Source organism: Pseudomonas sp. FW305-20 (genome assembly GCF_058788075.1).
This window is the reverse complement of the sequence record NZ_JBYTAJ010000003.1, coordinates 112534-138134: the sequence shown is the minus strand read 5'-3', so window position 1 is coordinate 138134 and position 25601 is coordinate 112534. Positions and strand designations below refer to the sequence as shown.

Sequence of the window (25601 nt, the reverse complement as noted above, 5' to 3'; positions counted from 1 at the left end):
GTTCAGGAGGCTCCATGAACCTCGATTCAACGGCGCCCGAGCTGGCTTATCAGTCCGGCTTTGGCAACGAATTCAGCAGTGAAGCGCTGCCCGGCGCACTGCCCGTCGGCCAGAACTCCCCGCAAAAAGCCCCGTACGGTCTCTACACCGAACTGTTCTCCGGCACCGCGTTCACCATGCCTCGCAGCGAAGCGCGGCGCACCTGGATGTACCGCATTCAGCCGTCGGCCAATCACCCGGCGTTCGTCAAACTGGATCGGCAACTGGCCGGCGGCCCGTTGGGGGAAGTGACCCCCAATCGCCTGCGCTGGAACCCGCTGGACATCCCCAGCGAGCCAACCGATTTCATCGACGGCCTGGTGAGCATGGCTGCCAACTCCGGCGCGGAAAAACCGGCCGGGATCAGCATCTACAGTTACCGCGCCAACCGCTCCATGGAGCGCGTGTTTTTCAACGCCGACGGCGAATTGCTGCTGGTGCCGGAACTGGGACGCTTGCGCATCGCAACGGAATTGGGCGTGCTGGAACTGGAGCCGCTGGAAATCGCCGTGCTGCCGCGCGGCCTGAAATTTCGCGTCGAACTGCTTGATCCGCAAGCTCGCGGCTACATTGCCGAGAACCACGGCGCGCCACTGCGCCTACCGGATCTGGGGCCGATCGGCAGCAACGGCCTGGCCAACGCGCGGGACTTCCTGACCCCGGTCGCGCATTACGAAAACCTCAAGCAACCGACCACCCTGGTGCAGAAATTCCTCGGCCAGTTGTGGGGCTGCGAGCTTGATCATTCGCCGCTGAACGTGGTCGCCTGGCACGGCAATAACGTGCCATACAAATATGACCTGCGCCGTTTCAACACCATCGGCACGGTCAGTTTCGATCACCCGGATCCGTCGATCTTCACCGTCCTGACGTCGCCGACGAGCGTCCCCGGTCTGGCCAATCTCGACTTCGTGATCTTCCCGCCACGCTGGATGGTCGCCGAGAAAACCTTCCGGCCACCGTGGTTCCACCGCAACCTGATGAACGAATTCATGGGCCTGATCAAGGGCGAATACGACGCCAAGGCCGAAGGTTTCGTGCCCGGCGGCGCGTCCTTGCACAGTTGCATGAGCGCCCACGGCCCGGACGGCGAAACCTGCACCAAGGCGATCAACGCCGAACTGGCCCCGGCGAAAATCGACAACACCATGGCGTTCATGTTCGAGACCAGCCAGGTGCTGCGCCCGAGCCAATTCGCCCTCGATTGCCCGCAACTGCAAAACAATTACGATGCCTGCTGGGCCACGCTGCCCGCCACTTTCGACCCGACCCGGAGATAACCCATGACTCAGACAACCATCACTCGTAGCTGGGTTGCCTCCGCCAACGGCCATGCGGATTTCCCGCTGCAAAATCTGCCGTTGGGCGTGTTCAGCGTGAAGGGCGGCGCGCCGCGCAGTGGCGTGGCGATCGGCGACCATATCTTTGATCTGGGAGCGGCACTCGATGCCGGGCTGTTCGACGACGGTGCCGCGCGGACCGCCGTTGAAGCCACCCGTGGCGGCCAGTTGAATGCATTTTTCGAGCTGGGTCGCGAGGCTCGTGTCGCCCTGCGTCAACGCATGATCGAGTTGTTCAAGGAAGGCAGCACCCAGCGCGGCAAGATCGAAGCCCAAGGCGCAAAACTGCTGCCCTTGGCGGCCAATTGCGAGATGCACCTGCCAGCGAAAATCAACGACTACACCGACTTCTACGTCGGCATCGAGCACGCGCAGAACGTCGGCAAACTGTTCCGTCCCGACAACCCGTTGCTGCCGAACTACAAGTACGTGCCGATCGGTTATCACGGCCGCGCCTCGACCATTCGCCCGTCGGGCACCGATGTTCGCCGTCCGAAAGGCCAGACGCTGCCAGCCGGCCAGACCGAGCCAACCTTTGGTCCGTGCGCGCGTCTGGACTATGAGCTGGAGCTGGGCATCTGGATCGGTCAGGGCAACGAGATGGGCGACTCGATCGCCATCGGTGACGCTGCCGATCACATCGCCGGTTTCTGCCTGCTCAATGACTGGTCGGCGCGGGACATCCAGGCTTGGGAATACCAGCCGCTGGGGCCGTTCCTGTCCAAGAGTTTCATCACCAGCATCTCGCCTTGGGTGGTGACGGCCGAAGCGCTGGAGCCGTTCCGTCGTGCTCAGCCGGCACGTCCGGAAGGCGATCCACAGCCGCTGCCGTACCTGTTCGACAAACGCGATCAAGCGGCGGGTGCCTTCGACATCGAACTGGAAGTGCTGCTGCTCACCGAAGGCCTGCGCGAGCAAAATCTGCCGGCCCATCGCCTGACCCTTAGCAACACCCAGCACATGTACTGGACCGTGGCGCAAATGGTCGCGCACCACAGCGTCAACGGCTGCCAGTTGCAGGCTGGTGACCTGTTCGGTTCGGGCACCTTGTCGGGGCCGGAGAACGGTCAGTTCGGCAGCCTGCTGGAAATCACCGAGGGCGGAAAAAAGCCGATCGAACTCGCGTCTGGCGAGGTGCGTAAATTCCTTGAGGACGGCGACGAAATCATCCTGCGTGCCCGTTGCAACCGCGAAGGTTTTGCCTCCATCGGTTTCGGCGAATGCCGCGGCAAAGTGCTGCCAGCGCGCTAAGAGGATCGGGTCATGGAACTCTATACCTACTATCGTTCGACTTCGTCCTTTCGGGTGCGCATTGCGTTGGCGCTCAAGGGCCTGGATTACCAGGCGTTGCCAATCAACCTGATCGCGCCGCCAGGTGGTGAACATCGGCAGCCGCCGTATCTGAGCATTAATCCACAAGGCCGCGTGCCGGCCTTGCGCACCGACGAAGGCGAGCTGCTGATCCAGTCGCCGGCGATCATTGAATACCTGGAGGAACGTTATCCACAGGTTCCGCTGCTCTCCAAAGACCTCGCCGCTCGCGCCCATGAGCGTGGCGTGGCGGCAGTGATTGGTTGCGACGTGCACCCGCTGCACAACGTCAGCGTGCTCAACAAGCTGCGGCAGTTGGGCCACGATGAACCGCAAGTGGTGGAGTGGATTGGGCACTGGATCAGCCAAGGGTTGGCGACGGTGGAGCAGTTGATCGGCGACGAGGGTTATTGCTTTGGTCCGACACCTGGGCTGGCGGATGTTTACCTGATCCCGCAGCTGTACGCGGCCGAGCGCTTCAGCATTTCACTTGAAGCGTATCCGCGGATTCGTCGAGTGGCGGCGTTGGCGGCGACGCATCCGGCATTCATCGAGGCGCATCCGGCGAACCAGCCGGACACCCCTTAAAACCATCGGATCTTTTGCTTTTAATGGACGATGGAGTTTGGCGGCAAATGCCCTAATCGTTCAGTCAGGCGAATCCGCTGAATCGGGTCGTCACTGAGCAGCAGGGCATGTTCGAGGTCGAAGCGCTCGGCGTTCGGGCAATCCAGCCGTTGATAGAGGCTGGCCCGGGCCAGGTAGTCGGAAGCACTGGCGTTGCCCAGTTCCAGCACGCGTTCGGCGTCGATCAGGGCGCCGATGTAGTCATCGTTGGAAAGGTGTAACTGACGCAGGTTGCGCGACAACCGCTGCAACATTTGCACCGGCTCGGCGGTGAGCAAATGCTCGGCGCTGAGTTTCATGTTCGGGCCGTATTGGCGTTGCAGCAGTTCCCGGCAGTCGTTGGGGTACAAACGACGCCCGCCGCAGGGGTCGAGCAAGTGATCGGCGCCCGGTACCCGCAACAGGAAATGCCCGGGGAAGTTGACCCCGACCATGGGGATCTCCAGACCTCTGGCCAGTTCCAGGGCAACCAATCCCAGGCTCAGCGGCTGCCCGCGCCTGCGTTCCAGCACTTTATTGACCAGCGCGACTTGCGGGCGCAATGGCGTGGAGGAGTCCTGAGCGAATCCCAGGTCATTCATACGCCGTAACAACGGCTGGGCCAACTCGCTCACCGGCAACATCGGCAAGCCTAGACTGACCCGTTGTTGCAGGTCCTTGAGATCGTTCAGCACTGCCTCGGAAGTGACTTCGCTGTCGTGTTCGGCGGCAATCCACAGCGCCGCCTCGAACAGCGCGGGCGGTGAACGTTGCAGACAGTCGAAAAAACGTTGGCGGGGGGTCATCAAAATCTCCGGCTAATGCCTCGTTTTAGCCCCGTCTCCGGCATTCGTCCAGTGCCGGACATGGGCGGTTGCCGGTTATGTCCGAAAGTCTGCAAGGCGAGGTCGCTTATTCCGGCGCGCTTCTGCAATTTTCGGGCGCAAGCCTATACTGGCGACTACTAGAAGTGATTCGGGAGCCCTACGATGTTCGCTCTCATGCAAAGCACTCGCCTTGAATCCCTGCATCTGAGCGTCGACTCGGTCACCGGGTTGAAGGCGGTCATTGCCATTCATAACAGCCGTCTGGGACCAGCCCTGGGCGGGTGTCGTTACCTTGCCTATCCCAGCGACGAATCCGCCGTCGAGGATGCGGTGCGTCTCGCTCAAGGCATGAGTTACAAGGCGGCGCTGGCCGGCCTGGCTCAGGGCGGCGGCGTGGCGGTGATCGTCCGCCCGGTGCATGTGGAAAACCGCGCCGCGCTGTTCGAAGCTTTCGGGCGTTGCATCAACCAGCTCGACGGCCGCTACATCACCGCCATCGACAGCGGCACCTCAGTGGCGGACATGGATTGCATCGCCCAACAGACCCAGTACGTCACCAGCACCACCGCGGCGGGCGACCCGGCACCGCACGCGGCGATGGGCGTGTTCACCGGTATTCGTGCCACCGCCATGGCCCGGCTGGGCAGCGATAACCTCGAAGGCCTGCGAGTGGCGATTCAAGGGCTTGGCAACGTTGGTTTTGCCCTCGCCGAACAGCTGCACGCCGCCGGTGCCGAACTGCTGGTCAGTGACATCGATCACGGCAAGGTCCAACTGGCGATGGAACAACTTGGCGCTCATCCGATCGCCAACGACGCGCTGCTCAGCACTCCTTGCGATATTCTCGCGCCCTGCGGTCTTGGTGGCGTGCTCAACAGCCACAGCGTGACGCAATTGCGCTGCGCGGCGGTGGCGGGCTCGGCGAACAACCAACTGACCCACCTGGAAGTCGCGGATCAACTGGAGCGGCGGGGCATTTTGTATGCGCCGGATTACGTGATCAATTCCGGCGGGCTGATCTACGTCTCGCTCAAGCACCGTGGTGAAGAGCTATCGACCATCACCGCACACCTGTCGAAAATCAGCTCCCGGCTGACCGAAGTCTTCGCCCATGCCCAAGCGGAAAAACGCTCGCCGGCCCGAGTGGCTGACGAGTTGGCGGAGAAAGTGCTGTATCGATGAAGTTGAACCGATGAAGGAGTGAGGGCCTATCCGGCAGACTTGCTCCCAAAGCCTTGGCGCCACGAGCGTCAGGCTTGACTGACGCACGCTGACGCGGCGTGCCAGGAGCCCCTGTGATGCCTCACAAGGTTGAGCTGCCTTACACCCGATTTTTATCCCCTGACGGCCAATTGCTCGGCGAACTTCCTGCCTGGGCCGACGATTTCAATTTGCTGACGCGCCTTTATCGGCAGATGGTCCTGACCCGCCTGTTCGATCAGAAAGCCGTCGCCCTGCAACGCACCGGGCGCATCGGCACGTATGCGCCGACCTTGGGCCAGGAAGCCATTGGCGTGGCGGTGGGCAGCTTGATGCACGCCGAAGACGTGCTGATTCCGTATTACCGCGACACCGCCGTGCAATTGATGCGCGGCGTGCGCATGGAAGAAATTCTCCTGTATTGGGGCGGTGACGAGCGCGGCAGCGACTTTGCCGAACCGGCGGCGGCCCAAGACTTTCCGATCTGTGTGCCGATTGCTACCCAGGCCCTGCATGCCTGCGGCGTGGCCAGTGCATTCAAAATCCGCGGCGAACATCGGGTCGCTGTCACCACCTGCGGCGACGGCGCCACCAGCAAGGGCGATTTCCTCGAAGCCCTCAACGTCGCCGGTGCCTGGCAGTTGCCGGTGGTATTCGTGGTCAATAACAACCAATGGGCGATCTCGGTGCCACGACGGATTCAGTGCGGCGCCCCGACCCTGGCACAGAAAGCGATCGGAGCCGGGTTTCACGGTGAGCAGGTCGACGGCAATGACATGCTCGCGGTTTACGACCGGGTGCAGGCGGCCCTCGAACGGGCGCGTCACGGTAAAGGCCCGGTGTTGCTGGAATGCCTGAGCTACCGCCTCGGCGACCACACGACAGCCGACGATGCCACACGCTACCGGTCGGCAGACGAGGTCAAGCAGGCCTGGCTCGAAGAACCGGTCAAACGCCTGCAACGTTTCATGGTCGACCAGGGCGTGTGGGACGAAGGCCGCGAACAGGCGCTGATCAGCGAATGCCAGGGCTTGGTGCAGCGCGCTGTGGATAACTTCGAAGCGGCGGGTCTTCAGGCGCCCGAATCGATCATCGATCACGTCTACGCCCAATGGCCGGCGTCCCTCGCCGGGCAGCGTGAAGAGTTGCTCGAAAGGGCGGCGCGCCGCGCGGGAGATGCGAGCCATGAGTAACGGCAAAGTCACGTTGCTGGAAGCGGTGAATCTCGCGCTGCATCGGGCGATGAGCGAAGACGAGAACGTCATCGTCCTCGGTGAGGATGTCGGAGTGAACGGCGGCGTGTTTCGCGCCACCCAAGGGCTGCGCGACAGCTTTGGCTTCAAGCGCGTCATCGACTCGCCGCTGGCCGAAACCATGCTCGGCGGACTGGTGGTCGGCATGGCCGCTCAGGGCTTGAAACCGGTGGTGGAAATCCAGTTCATGGGTTTCATCTACGCGGCCATGGAACACCTTGTGTCCCACGCCAGCCGCATGCGCAATCGCACCCGCGGGCGGATCACCTGCCCGATGGTGATGCGCACACCGATGGGCGCAGGGATTCGCGCGCCGGAACATCACAGCGAAAGCACTGAAGCATTGTTCGCCCACGTTCCAGGGCTGCGGGTGGTGATTCCGTCATCGCCGGCCCGGGCCTATGGCTTGTTGCTGGCGGCCATCGATGACCCGGACCCGGTGCTGTTCCTCGAACCGACCCGGCTCTATCGCATGAACCCGCAACCTCTGTTGGACGATGGCAAGCGCCTGCCGCTGGACAGCTGTTTCACTCTGCGCGAAGGCAGCGACATCACGCTGATCAGCTGGGGCGCCAGTGTGATGGAAACCCTGCAAGCCGCCACCGAATTGGCCGAGCGGGGCGTCTCGGCGGAAGTGATCGATGTCGCGAGTATCAAGCCGCTGGACCTCGACACGATGGAAGCTTCGGTGCGCAAGACCGGCCGTTGCGTGATCGTTCATGAAGCGCCGCGCTCCTGTGGCGTCGGTGCGGAAATCGCCGCGAGCCTTTATGAACGGGTGCTGCTGGATTTGCAGGCACCGATCCAGCGAGTCACGGCGCCGGACATTCCGCCGCCGCTGTATCGACTGGAATCGCTGTACATGCCCAACGTCGAGGACATTCTTCAGGCCTGCGACAGCGTTCTTCACTTTGCCTGAGCCCAAGGAGGTCGCGATGAAATATTTCAAACTGCCGGATCTGGGCGAAGGTTTGCAGGAAGCGGAAATCGTCCGCTGGCACGTCGCGGTCGGCGATACCGTCAAGGCCGATCAATTGCTGGTATCGGTAGAAACCGCCAAAGCCCTGGTGGATATTCCCGCACCCTACGACGGCGTAGTGGCAAAACTTTACGGCGGCGAGGGCGACATCGTTCACGTCGGTGAACCCTTGCTCGGTTACGAAGGCGAAGCCGATGCGGGCACCGTAGTGGGGCGACTCGAAGGTGGCGGCAGCAGTCAGGAAGACTCGTTTTTCATCGGCGCGGCTCCCTCGACCCGAGAGCACCTGGCGACTCGCGCCACCCCGGCCGTGCGGCAACTGGCCCGGCAACTCGGCGTGGAGTTGAGCGGGGTGACGGGTTCTGGCCACGAGGGGCAAATCACCCGTACGGATGTGGAAAACGCGGCACAAACTGAACTGGATCGCTTTGGCGGCGAACGGTTGCGCGGTGTGCGGCGCAGCATGGCGCTGAACATGGCCCGGTCCCACGCCGAAGTCGTGCCGGTGACGATTTTCGGTGACGCCGACCTGCATCGCTGGGGGCAGGCCCGCGAACCGCTGATTCGTCTCGCCAAGGCGATGGCGGCCGCGTGCGCCGTGGAGCCGGTGCTCAACAGCGCTTTCGACGGCAAAAGCCTGTCGATCAAACAACACGAACGGCTCGACCTGGGCATCGCCGTGGACACCCCGGACGGCTTGTTCGTGCCAGTGCTGCGCGATGTCGGTCATCGCACTTCGGCTGATTTGAAGGAAGGCGTCATGCGATTAAGGGCCGACGTGCAGGCGCGATCGATTCCGCCCAAGGAAATGATGGGAGCGACCCTGACGCTGTCGAATTTCGGCACCTTGTTCGGCCGCTATGCCAACCCGGTGGTGGTGCCGCCGCAAGTGGCGATCCTCGCCGCTGGCGCGATCCGTGACGAACCGGTGGCGGTCGACGGCGCTGTAGTGGTGCATCCGGTTTTGCCGCTGTCCCTGACTTTCGATCATCGCGTGGTCACGGGGGGCGAAGCGGCGCGTTTCTTCAAGGCGCTGGTCGAGGCGCTGGAGCGTTAGCATCCGGCCAAATCACCTTCCGAACTCCAGCTTTAGGGACGATGGTGTCCGCGTATTTTAAGCGGACGCGATCACCCTTATCGCCAGGTTTTTCATGTGCCTACGACGCTGTTGTCCCAAATCGTTCAAGGCCCAGGTTGTTCAGGATTGCCTGCAACCCGGAGCAATCATCTCCAGCGCTGCTATCAGCCACGGCATCAATGCCAACGTCATTCGCAAGTGGATGCCGCTCCACCGGGGTCAGCCAGCAGCATTCGGCATGCCCCGAAAGTCATAGTGAATAGCGAGCAGCTTCAGGCCTTGTGCTGGGGCTGCCCAAGGCAGCGAGGCGGTGCGGTCGGATCGATCACAGTGCTTTGACACCTTCCGGTAGCCCATCGGTTTATCGCTGCTGATCGCCTGCTCTGGCACAATCAGCGGCATGACGTCCTCACGACCAGATGACTATGGAACAGCTGAATCCGACCGTGGGCACTTGCGCGCTCGAACTGGTTGTTTGCCGGGTCGTTATGCAGCGGAAAATGGGCGGCGGCGATCATGAGCCTGATCCAGTCAGCGCGCATGAATGGGTATGGCCCGTATGCCTATCTTAAAAATGTGCTGATGCGGCTGCCGACACAGCGAGCAAGTGAGATCATGGCGCAATTAACGGAGTAGTCATAACGATGATATTGGTTGTTGAGGGTATCAGCGCCAGTGGGAAAACCACTTGGTGCGATAAGCATGGAGGGCAACATGTCATTCCTGAAAACGGCCGTTTTGAAAACGAGCCAGATCGGATAAAGGATCCGGTCGGAGCGGCAACTTTTTGGGCAGAGCGAAACGTGGATCGCTGGCAAACGGCGCTGGCCATGGAAGACATTTCTTCGTGGGCTTTGTGTGACAGTGACCCTCTCAAGCTCCACTACATTTGGAGTCTTTGGCAGATCGACGAGGCGAGCGAACACGACTGGCGAATAGAGTTGGACGCTACAAGAGAAACGATCGCACAAGGACGTATTGGCTTTGCTGACTGTTACATTGTTGGCCGCATAGATCCTCAGCTCGCGCGCGAACGAGCCAAAGCAGACACCACCCGCCGACGGAGTAGATTCGAGCTACACGTGCGCCTCCAACAAGCTCTGCTGACCTGGTACTCAGCTATGAATGAAGCGCTTCCCGGCAGAGTGCGATTCGGGTTCCCTTCAAAAATGCCCACCGTAGAAAACCTTGATGAAAGATACTCGGTAACGGCCTTTGATCAAATGATCGCATCGCTCCCCAAAAAATAATCAGCCCTCTTGCCGACAGGGATTTGAGAGGCTAATGCAGAGAACGTGAATTGACGTGAAAGCAATGTATAGGCGTATTAGTCAGCCGCTTTCGCTGGAACAACCCGAAGCCTGACTTTTTGCAGGCATGAAAAAGGCCCTGAGTCGTTTGACTCAGGGCCTATTCAATTCGGGCGTTGCTTACTTGGCAGCCTTGGGCGCTTTAGCTGGCTTGATCGGCTCAGCGACTTCAACAGGTGCAGGCGCTTCAACGGGGGCAGCCTTTTCAACGACTTCAGCAGGTGCGTTCAGCAGTTCGGACAGAGCATCCGGCTGACTCTTGAACGCCTTGGCGAACACATCGCGGTTCTTCGCCATGTAGATCCCGGCTTCTTCCACTTGCTGTTCGGTCAGGGACGGAACGGCTTTTTGCAACACTTCGGCCAGCAACTCGGCCAGTTCGAGCATTTTGTCATGACGGTCAGCTTCGGCTTTATCCATGAACAAGCGCTCCAGATCTCGGCTGCTGCGGTATACCACTTCGACGGCCATTCACCACCTCACATGCCTTCACATTAAGTTGTCTTGTTGACTACTGTATTTATATACAGCGAAAAGGATAAGCGAATCCCTGCGCTTTGGGTAGTGGCTTTTTAATGTAGACCGAAATCAGGGTTTGTGAGGTGCAGGTGCGACCAAACGCCACGGAGCGCGTTTTAGAGCACCTCGCCATCATGTGGCAGGCGCCTCTGGCCTTTTTTCTGCATGCAGAACAACCGTCACGTCAAACCCGCATCATCCGCTCGAACCGAGCTAAGGAAGAATCACCGTGAAAATCAACTGGGCCGAGAAACTGCGGCAGAACGTGCATCAATTGGCCGAGTCCCTGGGCAACCTGTTTGTCGAGACCTTCCACTACCTGGCGCTGTTCGCCATCGGTGCAGTCACCGCGTGGGCGGCGGTGATGGAATTTCTGGGGATGATCGAAGAAGGGCATATCAAGATCGATGACATCTTGCTGCTGTTCATCTACCTGGAATTGGGGGCGATGGTCGGGATTTACTTCAAGACCAACCACACGATACTAACACTCGGAATAGAATCAAAAATTAGCCAAAACGGGCTTCTCCCAGCTTGACTTTGTATTCTCGTCTTGGTGTTGTATCTGATTGGAGTAGCAGAAAATGGATAACCTGAATTGGGCTGATAAGCTCCGCAAAAACCTTCATTGCTCGGCTGATTCGCTGGGAAATTTATGTGTTGAGGCCTTCCACTACCTAGCCTTGTTTGGCATTGGAGCTATCACCGCCTACGCTGCCGTTGTCACGTTTATCAGGATGCTGGGCGAAGGCAGTGTGAGTGTTGATGACATTCTCTTGCTATTTATTTATCTAGAACTAGGGGCTATGGTAGGAATTTATTTTAAAACAAATCACATGCCGATCAGATTTCTTCTTTATGTCGCCATTACCGCTTTGACAAGGTTGTTGATTGGTGATGTGTCGCACCACAAAGATCCTGATGCTGGCCTTTTGTATGTTTGTGGTGGGATTTTACTACTTGCTTTTGCAATTCTTATCGTTCGATTCGCCTCGTCAAAATATCCGTCAGTTAAAGATAAAGTTGAAACCTAAAAAGCATAAACTTAAGATTGCAGTGGAGTTGGTAACTGCTTGGATGATATTTTCCTCTGGAAGTCTTCGGTTTTGGTGGTGGGGAGCAGCTCTACTTTTGTGGAGCTGCTTAATCGGTCAGGCGTGATCTGCATTTTCGGATAGTTTTGCTGGTTGCTCTGCTGTTTCTTTATTGGTCGATGCTTTAGTGCTTTGAGGGTTAAAGAACTTTATAATTGTTGAAGCCCATTTTGGTGTTGTATGGATTGCAGAATATCGTTTCGATATATCGCTTTTTACATGATCTTGTAAAAAGAATTCTTTGATGTCGTTTTTTAGGTAGTGATCCCCATTCTCTAATAATAGGAAATCAAGATCGTAGTTTATTCCGGCGTATTTAGCGTTTTTGTTCGCCTGCCCAGCTAAGAATGCTTTTTTAACTGCTTCAGGAGCTTGGCTGCGAACGATATGCTTAGCCGCATTATAAAAGTCTTCAGGGTCGAGAGTGTCCTCAAGTTCAGTCTCTGTGTAGTGTCCATTTGGTGCGATAGGAACTAGATCGGATTGCTCGTTTTTAAAATTTTGGAATCTAAGGATTTTTAATGACTTTTGGGCGTTTGACGAACAAGAAGATACTTCGATTATCTCTGGGTCGCTATCAATAATGCACAGAACCTTGCCTTGTAATAGACCTCTTTCTGCCTTGTCTTCCGCTGCGATTCGCATATATTCATAAACTTTTATTACTCCGCCTCGGCCCCCGATTGGTAGTATGTTTAAGTTTTTTATCTGATCGGAAATAATGGTTTTTAAATAGTTTGAGTCGTCATTTCCTTCGCAAATAATCCAATTTTGCGGACTGCCTTTTATTATTGATAATATTGAAGAGACAAGATCGAAATAGCTCTTCATCTCAAAGGAGTCAGGGAAGTGTCTGCGTTCTTCTTGTATTTTAGAAAGGTCCAGAGATTTTAGTGTCGGTTGTTCACTGTCTCTGTTTATATGGTTTAATGTGGCTTCTGCGGGTGCCATTAAAAGGCCGTACCAGTGCGTAGAGACTAAAACTTGTTTTTTGAAGTCTTTAGAAATACTAAAAATTCTTTTGAATTGATTGAGGCAGTTGGTAGGGCTAAGGCTTACTTCTGGTTCATCTATGGCGATTATCAGCTCTTTACTTGTGTCTGTGCTTTTGCTTAAGAATGCATACGCCACATCAATAATAGCCACTCTCTGCTCACCGGAGCTTAGGTGTTGAATCGGTTTTCCGTCTTTTTGTAAAGGTCTTTTTGAAATGAATTTATTTATTATGGTGTCAGTGATGTCTGAGGCTGTAACTCTTCCTGTGTGTGGGTTTTTATATTGATAGCTGCCATCCATGTCTTGGAATTTTTTGTTGATGTCTGAAATGAAATTTTCTAGTTTTGTATTTATATTTTTAATAGGGCTTATAGTTTCATCATCTTTGGTTAGTATGGATTCTATTTCTTTTATGAAGTTCTTATCAAGAAGTGCTTGGAGCTCTTTTGCTTTTAAGTCTAGTAGTCTTGTGGGGGAGCTATGGATTGGTAGATAGGTGTAGACATACCGGTTCAAAATCAGCTCAAGAGCTTTGGTTTGTTCGTTGAGATTGATTCCTTGATCTCTCAGTTTTTTTTCTAGATGGTTATGTGTTGATGTGTAACTCAGATTGCGTTGTTCGTTACAACCTATAATTATTAGGTAGTAATCGGAAGTGTTTATTTTTATTTTTAGAGACTCTCGGAAAACTATAAAATCCTTCCACATTTCATTGCGTACAGCTCCTGTATTCTCCGGGATTTGATAGTTCCAGAAATAATCGCTGAGTGCCTCTATGAATTTGCTAGTGCGAAATAGCCTTTTGGGAATCAAAAAAACAGGGCAAATAAAGCCGTCTGATTTTCTAGAGTGTATGTTTGAGTTCCACTCTCTATCGTTAAATAGGGTATCTAGTGCTTCTAAAATTGACGATTTGCCAGCACCATTTTTTCCAATAAAAATGCTTAATTTATGATCTGTGTTTTTTATAAATGGAAGAAATGTAATGTTCTGATATATTTTGTAGTTTTTTATGAATGTACCGATAATCATATTATTTCCCTGACATGAATCTAATTTATTTGAGCACTAGAATGCAGGTTGGAGTTTGAATAGCCAGGGCTTTAGTGTCAAATTGATATCACTGCGAGGGGGTAAAGAACTACCTCAAGATAGCGGATTGGAAGGTGAAGGGTGAGTCAAGACCAACCACATGCCGGTGCGTTTCCTGATCTACGTGGCGATCACCGCGCTGACGCGACTGCTGATCTCCAACGTCTCGCATCACAACCCGCCGGACATCGGCATCATCTACCTGTGCGGCGGGATTTTGCTGCTGGCGTTTGCGATTCTGGTGGTGCGTTACGCTTCGTCGCAATTCCCTTCGGTGAAGATCGAACACCCGCAACGCAAGATCGGTGCGGGTTCCGGTGAGCATCCCGAAGTGGAGAAGGGCGAGATTTAGAACCTCATCGCGGGCCGGCTGTGGCCTTTGACGCGTGGCGGCGGCAGGTTGTGGTCGCCGTCGGTCATGGCTTCGAGGATGGCCACGGCGCTGTGGCCCTGTTCGATGGCAATGCCGAACTGAATGCTTTGCACCAGGCGTTTGAGGCGCAGGGGGTCATTGCGTTGTTCGGCGCTGATCATCCGTTTGGCGACCACATGACCGTTGTTGGACAGGGTCAGCATGATGCTGCCATCCAGGCCCTGAATGCTCAGGTTGATTTGATAATCCGCTGCAAAAGCATCAGTAATGAGCTGAAAAGGGTTGTCCATGATGCGTCACCGCCTGAATTGAACGTGCAGTTGTTGACCGGCCATGATCGGGGTTAGTTCGCAACACCAGACCACCGGCACATCGCTCTCGCTGAGGTTTTCAAAAGTCCTTTTGCCTCACAGGTGACGTAGCAAGGGCCATGCCGCAAAAATTGTCGAACAATAGACACGGCAAAAAAGAAGGCGGACTCTGTGGCCCGCCTTCTTTTTTCCTGCCCGTTTCAGGGCATGAATGAGTAGATGATCGCAGACAGTGCAATCAAACCGATCAACACCACGAACACGTTCGACACCTGACCCGAATACTGGCGCAAGGCCGGCACTCGACGGATGGCGTACATCGGCATCAGGAACAGCAGGCACGCGATGATTGGCCCACCGAGGGTTTCGATCATGCCGAGGATGCTCGGGTTGAACGTCGCCACGGCCCAGCAGCTGAGGATCATGAACAGCGCGGTCACGCGGTTCAGCCAGTTCGCTGACATCACCCGGCCACGACCGCGCAGGCTTTTCACGATCAGCCCCTGGAAGCCTTCGCTGGCGCCGATGTAATGGCCGAGGAAGGACTTGGTGATTGCCACCAGCGCAATCAGCGGCGCCGCGTAAGCGATGACCGGCGTCTGGAAGTGGTTGGCCAGGTACGACAGGATCGAGATGTTCTGCGCCTTCGCCGCCGCCAAATCAGCCGGCGACAAGGCCAGCACGCAACTGAAGCAGAAGAACATCACCGTCACCACCATCATGGCGTGGGCGATGGCGAGGATGCCGCTGCTTTTGCGTTCGGCCTGTTCGCCGTAACGTTGTTTCTGATCGACGGAGAAGGCAGAGATGATCGGCGAATGGTTGAACGAAAACACCATCACCGGGATCGCCAGCCACAACGTCTTGAAGAACAGCGGCATCGGCATGCCTTCACTGGCGGTGGCGAAGAATGCGCCGTTCCAGTTCGGGATCAGACTCAAACCGAGCAGCAGCAACGCTGCAACGAACGGATAAACCAGCACGCTCATGCATTTGACGATGACACCCTGGCCGCAACGGACGATGGCCATCAGGCCGAGGATCAGCGCCAGCGACAGAATCGCCCGTGGTGGCGGGGCGATGTGCAACTGATGCTCCATGAAGCTGCTCAAGGTGTTGGTCAGCGCCACGCTGTACACCAGCAGAATCGGGAAGATCGCAAAGAAATACAGCAGCGTGATCAGCTTGCCGGCACCGATGCCGAAGTGTTCTTCCACCACTTCGGTGATGTCCCCGGAACGCCCGGACAACACGAAACGGGTCAGGCCGCGGTGGGCGAAGAAGGTCATCGGGAATGCCAGCACTGCCAGGATCAGCAGCGGCCAGAAACCGCCTACGCCGGCGTTGATCGGCAGGAACAGCGTGCCGGCGCCGATGGCTGTGCCATAAAGGCCAAGCATCCAGGTGGTGTCGTGTTTGTTCCAGCCTTTGTGGGTTATTTCGCTATTGCGTGTCAGGTCTACAGCAGGATTATCGGCAGCAGGTGTACGTACATCGGTCATCGTTTGGCCTCGTTATTGTTCTTGCTCGGGCTCACGTGTTACGGGCGTCGGGAATGCTCCTCAGCACTCCACCCAGCTGACAGCCAGGCCGCCCCGTGAAGTCTCTTTGTATTTGTCATGCATGTCGGCGCCGGTATCGCGCATGGTGCGGATGACCCGGTCCAGGGAAATGAAGTGTTTGCCGTCGCCGCGCAGGGCCATTTGCGTAGCGTTGATCGCCTTGACGGCAGCAATCGCATTGCGCTCGATGCACGGCACTTGCACCAGGCCGCCGACCGGGTCGCAGGTCAGGCCGAGGTTGTGCTCAAGGCCGATTTCGGCGGCGTTTTCCAGTTGCTCGGGCGTGGCGCCGAGTACGTCCGCCAGCCCGGCGGCGGCCATGGCGCAGGCGGAGCCGACTTCGCCCTGGCAGCCGACTTCGGCACCGGAGATGGACGCGTTTTTCTTGCAGAGAATTCCTACGGCCGCAGCGCCCAAGAAGAACGCGACGACGTCATCGTCCGACGCGTCCGGGTTGAATTTCATGTAGTAGTGCAGCACCGCCGGAATGATCCCCGCCGCGCCATTGGTCGGCGCCGTGACCATGCGCCCGCCCGCTGCGTTTTCTTCGTTCACGGCGAGGGCAAACAGGTTCACCCACTCCATGGCCGATAGCGTGGAGGTGATGACATTCGGCTTGCCGATTTCCAACAGGCTGCGGTGCAATTTCGCCGCGCGACGCGGAACATTCAGACCGCCGGGCAGGATGCCTTCATGGCGCAGCCCTTGCTCGACGCATTCGCGCATCACCGACCAAATGTGCAACAGGCCCTGACGGATTTCCGCTTCGCTGCGCCAGGCCAGTTCATTGGCCATCATCAACTCGGAAACGCGCAGACCGTGCTGGTTGCAGAGCTTGAGTAGTTCGGCGGCGCTGGAAAAATCGTACGGCAGCACCACATCGCTGGTGGGCGCGATACCGGACTCGGCTTCGGCCGCTTCGATGATAAAACCGCCACCGATCGAGTAGTACGTTTGCTCCGACAATTCACCGGTTTCGCCAAAGGCCGTCAGGGACATCGCATTGGGGTGGTAGGGCAGGCTCTCGTCGAGCAGCAGGAGGTCGGTTTGCCAGTTGAAGGCGATGGAGGTTTTGCCTGCCAGGGAGAGTTCGCCGGTTTCGCGCAGGGTCTGGATTCGGCTGTCGATGGACGTGGGATCGATGCTGTCCGGCCACTCGCCCATCAGGCCCATGACGCAGGCGCGGTCGGTGGCGTGACCGACGCCGGTCGCCGACAGCGAGCCATACAGTCGGATTTCTACGCGCCGTACGTCGGCCAGCAATTGTTGGTCAATCAGGGCTTGGGCGAAGGTCGCGGCGGCGCGCATCGGGCCGACGGTATGGGAACTGGACGGACCGATGCCGACTTTGAAGAGATCGAAAACACTGATAGCCATGCTAAAGCCTATACAAGCAATGGAAGAGAAATCGCTGCCATTTTTGTAGGACAAGCGCAATGTCGGCGATACTGCCTACCTCGGTCCTACGTGACCAACGAAACTTCCTAAGACAGCCTTTAGCAGGACTAAACAATGAGTCGCCAATTGCACGCCCAGACTTACGTCTGGCTGCACGTGTTTTCCTGTGCCGCGCGGCACTTGTCGTTCACCCGTTGCGCCGAAGAACTGCACATCACGCCGGGTGCGGTCAGCCAGCAAATCCGACAGCTGGAAGAGCGACTGGGCTTTCGCCTGTTTCATCGTCGCGCTCGCGGCGTGGAATTGAGCGCCGAAGGCCAGCGACTGGCCATCACCGTCAACGAGGCTTACGGCAGCATCGATGCGGAATTGCGACGACTGGATGCGGGCATGATCAGCGGCATCCTGCGGCTGCGTTCGATTCCATCGTTCCTGAGCAAATGGCTGACCCCAAGGTTGCCGCGCTTGCAGCAGCGCTTTCCGGACATTCAATTACGGCTGGTGGCCGAGGACAGCAGCGTGCCCTTGCACGAAGGCGACTTCGATTTGGCCATCGACCTGAATGACGGCAGCTATCCCGGTTTGTTATCCACAACCTTGCTCGACGAGCAGATCTTCCCGGTCTGTGCCCCAAGCCTGCTGCGTGGTCGGCCGCCGCTGCATGGTCCGGCGGACCTGGTGCATTTCCCGTTGCTGCACGACATTACCGCCTGGCGCGGCAGTTACGAGTACGCGGAATGGGAGTTTTACCTCAATGCCATCGGCTTCGAAGGTGCGGACGTGCGGCGCGGGCACACTTTCAATCGCAATCACCTGACCATCGAAGCGGCGATTGCCGGGATGGGCGTGGCGATTGCGCGGCGAACCTTGCTCAATGACGAGTTGGAGCGGGGGACGTTGATCGTGCCGTTTGGCCTGGCGGTACCCAATCACAAGCGTTACGTGCTGCTCTATGCGCCGGGGGCGCTGAGCCATCCGGGCGTGCGCGCGGTGCATGACTGGCTGGTGGAAGAGGCGGGGATATTTCGAAGCCTGCATCCGCTGGCGGAGCGGCAGATGTGAGCAATTGTGACAAAAGAGTCCGGCGACCCAACTCCCGACCTTAACAGCGCTTTTGCTCCTTGTCCGGCTTTTTTTGCGAATCAAAATTTATCTTTTTTTAGGGGTTGAATTGTTCTGCGCGCAGACCGATTGTGTAAGTAAGAGGTCACGGTGATGACGCCCAAGGGCCAGCCGATGTGCCTCTCGCGAGCTAGCTGAAATAAGGGATGAACTATGCAAATCCAAGTCAACAGCGATAACCATATTCAAAGCAGCATCCGACTGGAGGAGTGGGTACGTACTACCATTGAGAGCACGCTCGAACGTTATGAGGAGGACCTGACACGCGTCGAGGTTCATCTGCGGGACGAGAACGGCGACAAGCCCGGTCCCCATGACATGCGCTGTCAGCTGGAAGCGCGGCCAAAAGGCCACCAACCGATTTCTGTAACCCATAAAGCCGACTCCCTGGAACTGGCGATCGACGGGGCGGCCGAAAAACTTGAACATGCGCTTGAGCACCTGTTCGGCAAACTGCGGGGCAAACCACGTGCCGCTGTGGTGCCGTTCGAGAGAGTTGCAGCCGATGCGCTGCTGGAAGACGAGTTTCTCGAGAACGAACAGGCTGCTCAAAACGGCTGATATTTGATTAGGTTTTTACCTTCCACCACTGACAAACGGGTCTGCTTATGCAGGCCCGTTTTTGTTCGTGCTGACTGAACGTTGACTGCTGTAACAACGATCCCGTCGGATCTCTTTTGCACATGAGAATATTTATCATTAATATTGCGACCTTGTCGGCTCCGTGACATTCACGGGGTCTCACCCGTTTCAAGGTCGAAACATGAAAGGCAAAATCACTGCGCTCCCCGTTTCCTACCGACTGGCCGTCACTTCCCGAGTGTTGGCCGCTGTGCTGGGAGGGTACGTCGTCGCGGCATTGGCCAGTGTCACCCTGGCAATGTGGCTGCCCTTGGCTCGTAGTGAATCGGTGGTCACCGGGATGATGACCTCGTTTCTGGTCTATCTGGTCGCCGTACTCTGGTGTTTTGCCTGTCGCAGTGCGTGGCAAGCCTGGTTCGGGTTGATCGTGCCAAGCGTGGTTTTGGCGGCGGTGTCGGGGCTGGCGTTCTGGATGGGCCACTGATGAAAGAGGGCTTTCGACAGGCCATGGCCTGGCTGCACACCTGGGCCGGGTTGATCTTCGGCTGGCTGTTGTTCGCGATTTTCCTTACCGGCACGCTCGCCTATTTCAAGGATGAGATCAGCCACTGGATGCAGCCGGAAATTCCCGCCCGCTCGCTGTCCTCCGAAGCCAGTCTGACCCTGGCCCAGCAGTACCTCGAGCAGCACGCTGCGGGTGCCTCGCGATGGCTCATCGAATTGCCGGATGCTCGCGAACCCGGGCTGTCGGTGCGCTGGCAGCAAGCAGCGGCCAAGCCCGGCACGCGCGGTCAATTCACCGAAAAACTCCTCGATCCGCAAACCGGCGCAGAAGTGCAGGGCCGGGACACCCGCGGTGGCGAGTTCTTTTACCGCTTCCACTTTCAGCTGCAGATGCCCTATCCGTGGGGGCGCTGGCTGTCGACGATCGCAGCGATGGTGATGTTCGTCGCGCTGATCAGCGGGATCATCATCCACAAGAAAATCTTCAAGGACTTCTTCACCTTCCGCCCGCGCAAAGGCCAGCGCTCCTGGCTCGACGGGCACAACGCGGTGGGCGTTCTGGTGTTGCCGTTTCATCTGATGATCACCTACAGCAGCCTGGTGATTTTCATGGTGATGGTGATGCCGGCGAGCATCCTTGCCTCGTACGAAGGTGGTGTCGAGGCGTTTTACGATGAGGTGCTTCCAGCGTCCAATCCGCCTGAAATGGCAGGCAAACCGGGTCAGTTGGCGCCGTTGGCCCCGCTGCTGGAACAGGCCAGCGAGCAGTGGGGGGGCGGGCGAACCGGGCGGCTGACGGTGAACAATCCGGGCGATGCGAATGCCTCGGTCATTCTTGCGCGGGACGGCGCCGACCGAGTGGTCCACGACGTTGGCAGCGCGTTGACATTCAATGGGATGACCGGGCAGTTGCTCGGCGCAACGCCGAAGCAAGCATTGCCCATGGCGATTGCCGGCAGTTTCTACGGCTTGCACATGGGCCATTTTGCCGGTCCGGTGTTGCGCTGGCTGTACTTCATCTGTGGGTTGGCGGGCACCGCAATGATCGGTACCGGGCTGGTGATCTGGCTCGGCAAGCGTCAGCTCAAACATGCGAAGAGCGGTGTGATGCCGTTTGAGTTGCGGTTGGTGGAAGTGCTGAATATCGCCAGCATGTCGGGGTTGATGGTCGCGGTGGCGGCGTTCTTCTGGGCCAATCGATTGTTACCGGTAGGAATGGCCGGGCGGGCGGATTGGGAAGTGAACAGCTTCTTTATCGTCTGGGGCTTGAGTGTGTTGCACGCCATGGTCCGCCGTGGTCGCGCCGCGTGGGTCGAACAGTTGGCGCTGACGGCGTTGCTGTTCTGTGCGCTGCCGCTGCTGAACGCGCTGACCACGCCTTATCACTTGGGCGTCACCCTCATGCAGGGCGATTGGGCCATGGCCGGTTTCGATCTGACGTGCCTGGGCAGCGGTCTGTTTTTCGCGTGGGCTGCGTGGAAAAAACAGCGCGCGGGGCAGGCTGGAATCGTCACCCGGCCGCGGGCGAAATCGATAGCGCTTGCGCAAGAGGCGCACTGAATGTTCCTGGCCTTGTTGCTGTGCTACGGCGGTTTCACCGCGCTCTGTTTATCGATGGATCGGCATCACGCCGAACTGCTCGGGCGCAAGCCCTCGGCCCGTCGCCGACAAGGGATGAAACTCAGTGGCTGGCTGTTGCTGGCGTTATCGCTGTGGGCCGCAGTGTCGTCGACGGGCTGGGGACTTGGATTGGTGGAGTGGTTTGCGGTGTTGATGCTCAGCGCTTTGCTGCTGGTGTTGTTGATGCCGTATCGCCCGCGCCTGGCCCTGGCGTTGGCCGGGTTGAGCGTGCTCGCCAGCCCCGTCGCCGTGTTTGCGCAAGGCTGACCTGATGATCAGCAGCCCCCCGGAATCCCATGACGACGAACATCGCGGTGCGCGTGCGCATTTCCTGCAGGTGTTCCTTTCCCAGCGGTCGCAAATGGAAGCACTGGTGAGCCGCCGTGTCGGTTGTCGGGCGACCGCCGCGGATCTGGTGCAGGATTTGTTCCTGCGTTTCTGGCGTCGGCCGCTGGTGCAGGTCGAAGAGCTCAGCACTTACCTGTTGCGGTGCGCCGGCAACATCGCCATCGATCATTTGCGCAGCGAAGGCACGCGGGTGCGGGTCAACGAGGGCTGGATGCCGGATCAACCCGACAGTCACGGCAGCGAACCGCAAGCGGCGCTGGAGGCGGGCAACGATTTGCGTCACGTCGAAGCGGCGTTGCGTGCGCTGCCTGAGCGCACCCGACAGATTTTTCTGCTCAACCGTATCCACGGGCGCAAATACGCCGAAATCGCCAAGGCCATGGGGTTGTCCCAAAGCGCGGTGGAAAAACATATGATGCGCGCCCTCGAGGCTTGCAAGGCCAGCCTGCGGGAACCCGAACCGCGCACGCCAGGGAAAGCACCGTGAACAACACCGAACGCGTCACCCCGACGCCTGCTCAGGAACAGGCGGCCTTCGCCTGGCTGAGTCTGTTGCATGACCAGCCCAGCAGCGGCGATCAGGCCACCTTCAGCCATTGGCTACAGGCCGACCCTGCCCATGCCGAGGCTTACGCCCAGGCGCAAGTGGTGTGGGAGTTGACCGAAACACCGGCCCGAACGTTGGCCGACGAAGAGGCGTTTGCCTTGCAGGGTTACCTCAGCGCCATGAATCGCTCGCGCCGTACCCGCGTTCTGCGTTGGTCCGGTGCGTTGGCGATGGCCGCGTGCATGGTGTTGATGATCGGCGTCGGTGCTGGCTGGCAACCGTCGCGCTGGGTCGATGATCTGGGCGCGGACTATGTATCGGCGCCGGGGGAAATTCGCACCGTCACGCTGGCGGATCAGTCACACGTCACGCTTGATGCCGACAGCGCGATTGCGGTGGATTTCAGTCGTGGCGAGCGGCGGGTTGAGCTGCGGCGCGGCGCCGGATTTTTCAGCGTGACCCACACCGGCGAGCCGTTCGTGGTGGACGCTGAAAAAGGCCAGGCGCGGGTGCTGGGGACTCAGTTCGAAGTGCGGCTGCAACCGCTCGGTGCGCAGGTCACGGTGTTGTCCGGGCGGGTGGGCGTGACGGCGGACAGGCACGCCGAGCAACAAATTCTCAGCGCTGGCCAGCAAGTGGCCTATGGCGAGGGTTCGGCGGAAAAACTCCATGCGGTCGACAGCGAAGCGCAATTGGCGTGGCGTCAGGGATGGCTCAATTACTACAAGGCAACACTCGCTGAGGTGGTGCAAGACCTTGGGCGTTATTACCCGGGACGGATTGTGCTGCTCAACGATGAACTGGCGGCGCGGCGGGTCAGTGGCAGTTTTCCGAGCAAGGATCCGCTCGCGGTGTTGAGTTCGTTGCAAGGGGTGTTGGGGTTTGAGCAGCACAAGGTTTTGGGGCATCTGATTATTTTGCGCTGAGGCTGCTGGCCCCATCGCGAGCAGGCTCGCTCCCACAATTGACTACATTCCCCTGTGGGAACGAGCGAAGTGTTTTGAAAATAATTTCAAAATTCTGGTGAGGTAAACCCCGACGCCATCCGTGTAGTGACTGAAACTGCGAGTCATTCGCATTCCGTAGGTTCTACACAGGTCATGAGCAATGAAGTCCAGGGCAAAATCGGGTTCGGTCAAACAATGGTTGGGTACGTGTGCCTTGAGCTTTTCGGCGTTGGCGTTGCTGCCGTTGACTGTGGCGGTGGCGGCTGAGGCTGGCAGTGCCCGACAGAGTGCGCCGTTCACCTTTGCAATGGCCTCCAAACCGTTGCCCCAGGCCTTGAGCGATTTCAGCCGGATCACCGGTATCAGCGTGGTCTACACCGATGAGGCGCCGTACGGCATCAACGCTCCAGCGCTCAGCGGGCAGATGAGTGCCGAGCAGGCGATGCAGCATTTGCTCAGCGGTTCGGGGTTCACCTTCCGTCGCACCGACGGCCACACCTTGGTGCTGGAGCCATTGCCTACCGATGGTGCCTTGAACCTGGGCGCGACCACCATTACCTCGGTGGCCGATCAATCCATGAGCTATCAGCCACCGCCCACCAGTTCGGTGATGCGCTCGTCGGCCTTGATCCAGGAAATCCCCCAGACCGTCAACGTGGTTCCGGCGCAGGTCATTCGCGATCAGGCGCCGCGCAATCTGGATGACGCGCTGGCCAACGTCAGCGGCATTACTCAAGGCAACACGCTGGCGAGCACTCAGGACTCGGTGATGACTCGCGGTTTCGGTGACAACCGCAACGGCTCGATCATGCGCGACGGCATGCCGATCGTGCAGGGCCGTGGCATGAATGCGACCGTGGACCGGGTCGAAGTGCTCAAGGGCCCGGCCTCGCTTCTTTATGGCATCCAGGACCCGGGCGGCGTGGTCAACATGGTCAGCAAAAAGCCCGAACTTGAGCAGTACAACGCGTTGACCCTGCGTGGCTCGACCTATGGCGACGGCAAAAACGGCAGCGGTGGCGGCCTCGACAGCACCGGTGCGCTGGGTGAATCCGGGTTGGCCTATCGCATGATCCTGGACCACGAAGACGAAGATTACTGGCGCAACTTCGGTACTCACCGCGAGACACTGGTCGCACCGTCACTGGCCTGGTTCGGCGAAAGCACCAAACTGCTGTTCGCCTACGAACACCGCGAGTTCCTGACCCCGTTCGACCGCGGCACGATCATCGACCCGCGTGACAACCATCCGCTGGACATCTCCCGCGAGCGTCGCCTCGACGAGCCCTTCAATAACATGGAAGGCCGCTCGGACCTGTATCACTTCGAGGCCGATCACGAGCTCAACGACAACTGGAAAGCCCACTTCGGCTACAGCTGGAACCGCGAAACCTACGACGCCAGCCAGGTGCGCATCACCGCCATCGACACCAAAAAAGGCACGTTGACCCGCAGCATGGACGGCACTCAGAACGCGATCAGCACCGACCGCTTCACCACCGCCAGCCTGGAAGGCAATGTCCAGCTCGCTGGGATGAAACATGACCTGGTGTTCGGCGTCGATGATGAATACCGCAAGATCTACCGCGAAGACCTGATCCGTCAGAAAAGCCTGAGCACCTTCAGTTACCTCAACCCGGTTTACGGTCGCGAAGTCGCCGGCACCACGGTCAGCCCGGCCGACAGCGCGCAGACCGACAAACTGCGCAGCGATTCGGTGTTTTTGCAGGACTCGATTCACCTGACCGATCAATGGATTTTCGTCGCCGGCGCGCGCTTCCAGGAATACGACCAGTACGCCGGCAAAGGCGTACCGTTCAAGGCCAACACTGACAGCAACGGCCAGAAATGGGTGCCTCGCGCCGGCCTGGTGTACCGCTACACCGATGAACTGTCGTTCTATGGCAGCTACACCGAGTCGTTCAAACCCAACTCGACCATCGCACCGTTGAGCGGCAGCAGCACCGTGCTGGACGGCAGCGTCGCGCCGGAAGAAGCCAAGTCCTGGGAAATCGGCGCCAAGCTCGACATGCCGGGCCGCGTCACCGGTAACGTCGCGCTGTTCGACATCAAGAAACGCAACGTGCTGGTGGCTAATTCCGAAGGCCCGGTGACGATCTACAGCGCCGCCGGTGAAGTGCGTTCCCGAGGGCTGGAAGTGGACTTGAGCGGTCAGTTGAGTGATCGCTGGAGCATGATCGGCAGCTATGCCTACACCGATGCCGAAGTCACGGAAGACCCGATCTACAAAGGCAAGAAACTGCAAAACGTAGCGAAGAACAGTGGCTCGCTGTCGGCGGTTTATGACTTCGGCACTATCGTCGGTGGCGATCAGCTGCGGGTTGGCGCGGGCGCGCGCTATGTCGGTGAGCGAGCGGGTAACGCGGTGAACGATTTCGACCTGCCGAGCTACACCGTGGCCGATGCGTTCGCAACCTACGACACCAAAGTCGAGGGGCAGAAGGTCAAGTTCCAACTCAACGTGAAGAACCTGTTTGACCGCACTTACTACACCTCGGCGGCGAGCCGGTTCTTTGTGTCGATGGGGGATTCGCGGCAGATCTCCTTGTCGAGCACGTTGGAGTTCTGACCGCAGACCGCGTCATCGTTCATCGCGAGCAGGCTCACTCCTACATGGGAATG

The 25601-nt window shown here is 58.1% G+C and carries 25 protein-coding genes and 3 pseudogenes; 21 read left to right on the top strand and 7 right to left on the bottom strand.

The annotated features are described in order from the left end of the window. The first annotated feature begins 14 nt into the window (after positions 1 to 14). From hmgA to maiA, 3 genes are read left to right on the top strand one after another with little or no spacing between them, the layout of a single operon-like run. Positions 15 to 1319 carry a homogentisate 1,2-dioxygenase gene (hmgA, locus tag AC3WP4_RS04060; RefSeq protein ID WP_102615060.1) on the top strand — a complete coding sequence of 435 codons (1305 nt, stop codon included), beginning with the start codon at positions 15 to 17 and terminating at the stop codon, positions 1317 to 1319. 3 nt (positions 1320 to 1322) lie between these two features. Then, positions 1323 to 2630 carry a fumarylacetoacetase gene (gene fahA, locus AC3WP4_RS04055; RefSeq protein WP_102615059.1) on the top strand — a complete coding sequence of 436 codons (1308 nt, stop codon included), beginning with the start codon at positions 1323 to 1325 and terminating at the stop codon, positions 2628 to 2630. 12 nt (positions 2631 to 2642) lie between these two features. Then, positions 2643 to 3278, top strand: coding sequence for a maleylacetoacetate isomerase (gene maiA / locus AC3WP4_RS04050; RefSeq protein ID WP_074873845.1), 636 nt, complete (start codon positions 2643 to 2645; stop codon positions 3276 to 3278). A gap of 20 nt (positions 3279 to 3298) precedes the next feature. Here maiA and AC3WP4_RS04045 read toward each other — a convergent pair whose 3' ends face one another. Beyond that, positions 3299 to 4102, bottom strand: a complete 804-nt coding sequence (locus tag AC3WP4_RS04045) for a SirB1 family protein (protein ID WP_074873846.1) — start codon at positions 4100 to 4102, stop codon at positions 3299 to 3301. Positions 4103 to 4285: 183 nt separating this feature from the next. On the opposite strand from AC3WP4_RS04045, the gene AC3WP4_RS04040 reads away from it, so the two are divergent. From AC3WP4_RS04040 to AC3WP4_RS04020, 5 genes are all read left to right on the top strand, one after another. Then, on the top strand, positions 4286 to 5305 hold the full coding sequence (locus tag AC3WP4_RS04040) for a Glu/Leu/Phe/Val dehydrogenase family protein (RefSeq protein WP_102615058.1): 1020 nt from the start codon (positions 4286 to 4288) through the stop codon (positions 5303 to 5305). Between the two features lie 116 nt (positions 5306 to 5421). After that, a complete protein-coding gene (gene pdhA, locus AC3WP4_RS04035) occupies positions 5422 to 6516 on the top strand; it encodes a pyruvate dehydrogenase (acetyl-transferring) E1 component subunit alpha (RefSeq protein WP_102615057.1) in 1095 nt (364 codons plus the stop codon). Next, entirely contained in the window at positions 6509 to 7495 is a 987-nt protein-coding gene (locus tag AC3WP4_RS04030; RefSeq protein WP_102615056.1) for an alpha-ketoacid dehydrogenase subunit beta, read from the top strand. Before pdhA ends, AC3WP4_RS04030 begins: the two co-directional genes overlap by 8 nt. A gap of 16 nt (positions 7496 to 7511) precedes the next feature. Continuing rightward, on the top strand, positions 7512 to 8612 hold the full coding sequence (locus AC3WP4_RS04025; protein WP_102615055.1) for a dihydrolipoamide acetyltransferase family protein: 1101 nt from the start codon (positions 7512 to 7514) through the stop codon (positions 8610 to 8612). Positions 8613 to 8706: 94 nt separating this feature from the next. Continuing rightward, complete coding sequence (locus AC3WP4_RS04020) at positions 8707 to 8889, top strand: transposase (protein ID WP_102615054.1); 183 nt, start codon at positions 8707 to 8709, stop codon at positions 8887 to 8889. Here AC3WP4_RS04020 and AC3WP4_RS04015 read toward each other — a convergent pair. Then, positions 8853 to 9035 (bottom strand): hypothetical protein, encoded by a 183-nt coding sequence (locus AC3WP4_RS04015; RefSeq protein ID WP_173860438.1) that lies wholly within the window; start codon positions 9033 to 9035, stop codon positions 8853 to 8855. The two genes, AC3WP4_RS04020 and AC3WP4_RS04015, sit on opposite strands and share 37 nt — an antisense overlap. Positions 9036 to 9071: 36 nt before the next feature. Between AC3WP4_RS04015 and AC3WP4_RS04010 the strand changes: the two are divergent. After that, a pseudogene (locus AC3WP4_RS04010) lies at positions 9072 to 9269 on the top strand (transposase domain-containing protein); the annotation flags it as partial. 8 nt (positions 9270 to 9277) lie between these two features. After that, complete coding sequence (locus tag AC3WP4_RS04005; protein WP_102615053.1) at positions 9278 to 9883, top strand: hypothetical protein; 606 nt, start codon at positions 9278 to 9280, stop codon at positions 9881 to 9883. A gap of 276 nt (positions 9884 to 10159) precedes the next feature. Here the strand turns inward: AC3WP4_RS04005 and AC3WP4_RS04000 are convergent. Continuing rightward, positions 10160 to 10414, bottom strand: a pseudogene (locus tag AC3WP4_RS04000) (YebG family protein); the annotation flags it as partial. 277 nt (positions 10415 to 10691) lie between these two features. On the opposite strand from AC3WP4_RS04000, the gene AC3WP4_RS03995 reads away from it, so the two are divergent. Both AC3WP4_RS03995 and AC3WP4_RS03990 read left to right on the top strand, forming a co-directional pair. Further along, complete coding sequence (locus AC3WP4_RS03995; RefSeq protein ID WP_102615052.1) at positions 10692 to 11000, top strand: phosphate-starvation-inducible PsiE family protein; 309 nt, start codon at positions 10692 to 10694, stop codon at positions 10998 to 11000. 46 nt (positions 11001 to 11046) lie between these two features. After that, complete coding sequence (locus AC3WP4_RS03990; RefSeq protein WP_102615051.1) at positions 11047 to 11496, top strand: phosphate-starvation-inducible protein PsiE; 450 nt, start codon at positions 11047 to 11049, stop codon at positions 11494 to 11496. A gap of 117 nt (positions 11497 to 11613) precedes the next feature. Here AC3WP4_RS03990 and AC3WP4_RS03985 read toward each other — a convergent pair whose 3' ends face one another. Beyond that, the gene (locus tag AC3WP4_RS03985; RefSeq protein ID WP_102615050.1) at positions 11614 to 13584 is read right to left on the bottom strand and encodes an ATP-dependent nuclease; all 1971 of its coding nucleotides are present in this window, start codon (positions 13582 to 13584) and stop codon (positions 11614 to 11616) included. A gap of 148 nt (positions 13585 to 13732) precedes the next feature. Between AC3WP4_RS03985 and AC3WP4_RS03980 the strand changes: the two are divergent. Continuing rightward, positions 13733 to 13996, top strand: a pseudogene (locus tag AC3WP4_RS03980) (phosphate-starvation-inducible PsiE family protein); the annotation flags it as partial. On the opposite strand, the gene AC3WP4_RS03975 reads toward AC3WP4_RS03980, so the two are convergent. The 3 genes from AC3WP4_RS03975 to AC3WP4_RS03965 form a co-directional block, all read right to left on the bottom strand. Beyond that, the gene (locus tag AC3WP4_RS03975) at positions 13993 to 14307 is read right to left on the bottom strand and encodes a DUF3509 domain-containing protein (RefSeq protein ID WP_074873853.1); all 315 of its coding nucleotides are present in this window, start codon (positions 14305 to 14307) and stop codon (positions 13993 to 13995) included. The pseudogene AC3WP4_RS03980 and the gene AC3WP4_RS03975 overlap by 4 nt on opposite strands. A gap of 221 nt (positions 14308 to 14528) precedes the next feature. Beyond that, entirely contained in the window at positions 14529 to 15830 is a 1302-nt protein-coding gene (locus AC3WP4_RS03970; RefSeq protein ID WP_102615048.1) for a serine/threonine transporter, read from the bottom strand. 60 nt (positions 15831 to 15890) lie between these two features. Next, positions 15891 to 17267 carry an L-serine ammonia-lyase gene (locus AC3WP4_RS03965; protein WP_102615047.1) on the bottom strand — a complete coding sequence of 459 codons (1377 nt, stop codon included), beginning with the start codon at positions 17265 to 17267 and terminating at the stop codon, positions 15891 to 15893. A gap of 135 nt (positions 17268 to 17402) precedes the next feature. Between AC3WP4_RS03965 and AC3WP4_RS03960 the strand changes: the two genes are divergently transcribed. The 8 genes from AC3WP4_RS03960 to AC3WP4_RS03925 all read left to right on the top strand — a co-directional run bounded on the left by AC3WP4_RS03960 (position 17403) and on the right by AC3WP4_RS03925 (position 25548). Then, positions 17403 to 18350: a LysR substrate-binding domain-containing protein gene (locus tag AC3WP4_RS03960; RefSeq protein WP_074873856.1), complete on the top strand. Its 948-nt coding sequence runs from the start codon at positions 17403 to 17405 to the stop codon at positions 18348 to 18350. A 213-nt stretch (positions 18351 to 18563) separates the two neighbouring features. After that, positions 18564 to 18971, top strand: a complete 408-nt coding sequence (locus AC3WP4_RS03955; RefSeq protein WP_074873857.1) for an HPF/RaiA family ribosome-associated protein — start codon at positions 18564 to 18566, stop codon at positions 18969 to 18971. A gap of 202 nt (positions 18972 to 19173) precedes the next feature. After that, positions 19174 to 19476 (top strand): DUF3649 domain-containing protein, encoded by a 303-nt coding sequence (locus tag AC3WP4_RS03950; protein ID WP_102615046.1) that lies wholly within the window; start codon positions 19174 to 19176, stop codon positions 19474 to 19476. Beyond that, positions 19476 to 21056, top strand: coding sequence for a PepSY-associated TM helix domain-containing protein (locus AC3WP4_RS03945; protein ID WP_102615045.1), 1581 nt, complete (start codon positions 19476 to 19478; stop codon positions 21054 to 21056). Before AC3WP4_RS03950 ends, AC3WP4_RS03945 begins: the two co-directional genes overlap by 1 nt. Then, positions 21057 to 21383, top strand: coding sequence for a DUF3325 domain-containing protein (locus AC3WP4_RS03940; RefSeq protein ID WP_102615044.1), 327 nt, complete (start codon positions 21057 to 21059; stop codon positions 21381 to 21383). A gap of 4 nt (positions 21384 to 21387) precedes the next feature. Continuing rightward, the gene (locus tag AC3WP4_RS03935; RefSeq protein ID WP_102615086.1) at positions 21388 to 21951 is read left to right on the top strand and encodes an RNA polymerase sigma factor; all 564 of its coding nucleotides are present in this window, start codon (positions 21388 to 21390) and stop codon (positions 21949 to 21951) included. Next, complete coding sequence (locus AC3WP4_RS03930) at positions 21948 to 22937, top strand: FecR family protein (RefSeq protein WP_102615043.1); 990 nt, start codon at positions 21948 to 21950, stop codon at positions 22935 to 22937. Before AC3WP4_RS03935 ends, AC3WP4_RS03930 begins: the two co-directional genes overlap by 4 nt. Positions 22938 to 23118: 181 nt before the next feature. Then, positions 23119 to 25548, top strand: coding sequence for a TonB-dependent siderophore receptor (locus AC3WP4_RS03925; RefSeq protein WP_102615042.1), 2430 nt, complete (start codon positions 23119 to 23121; stop codon positions 25546 to 25548). The last annotated feature ends 53 nt before the right edge of the window (positions 25549 to 25601 follow it).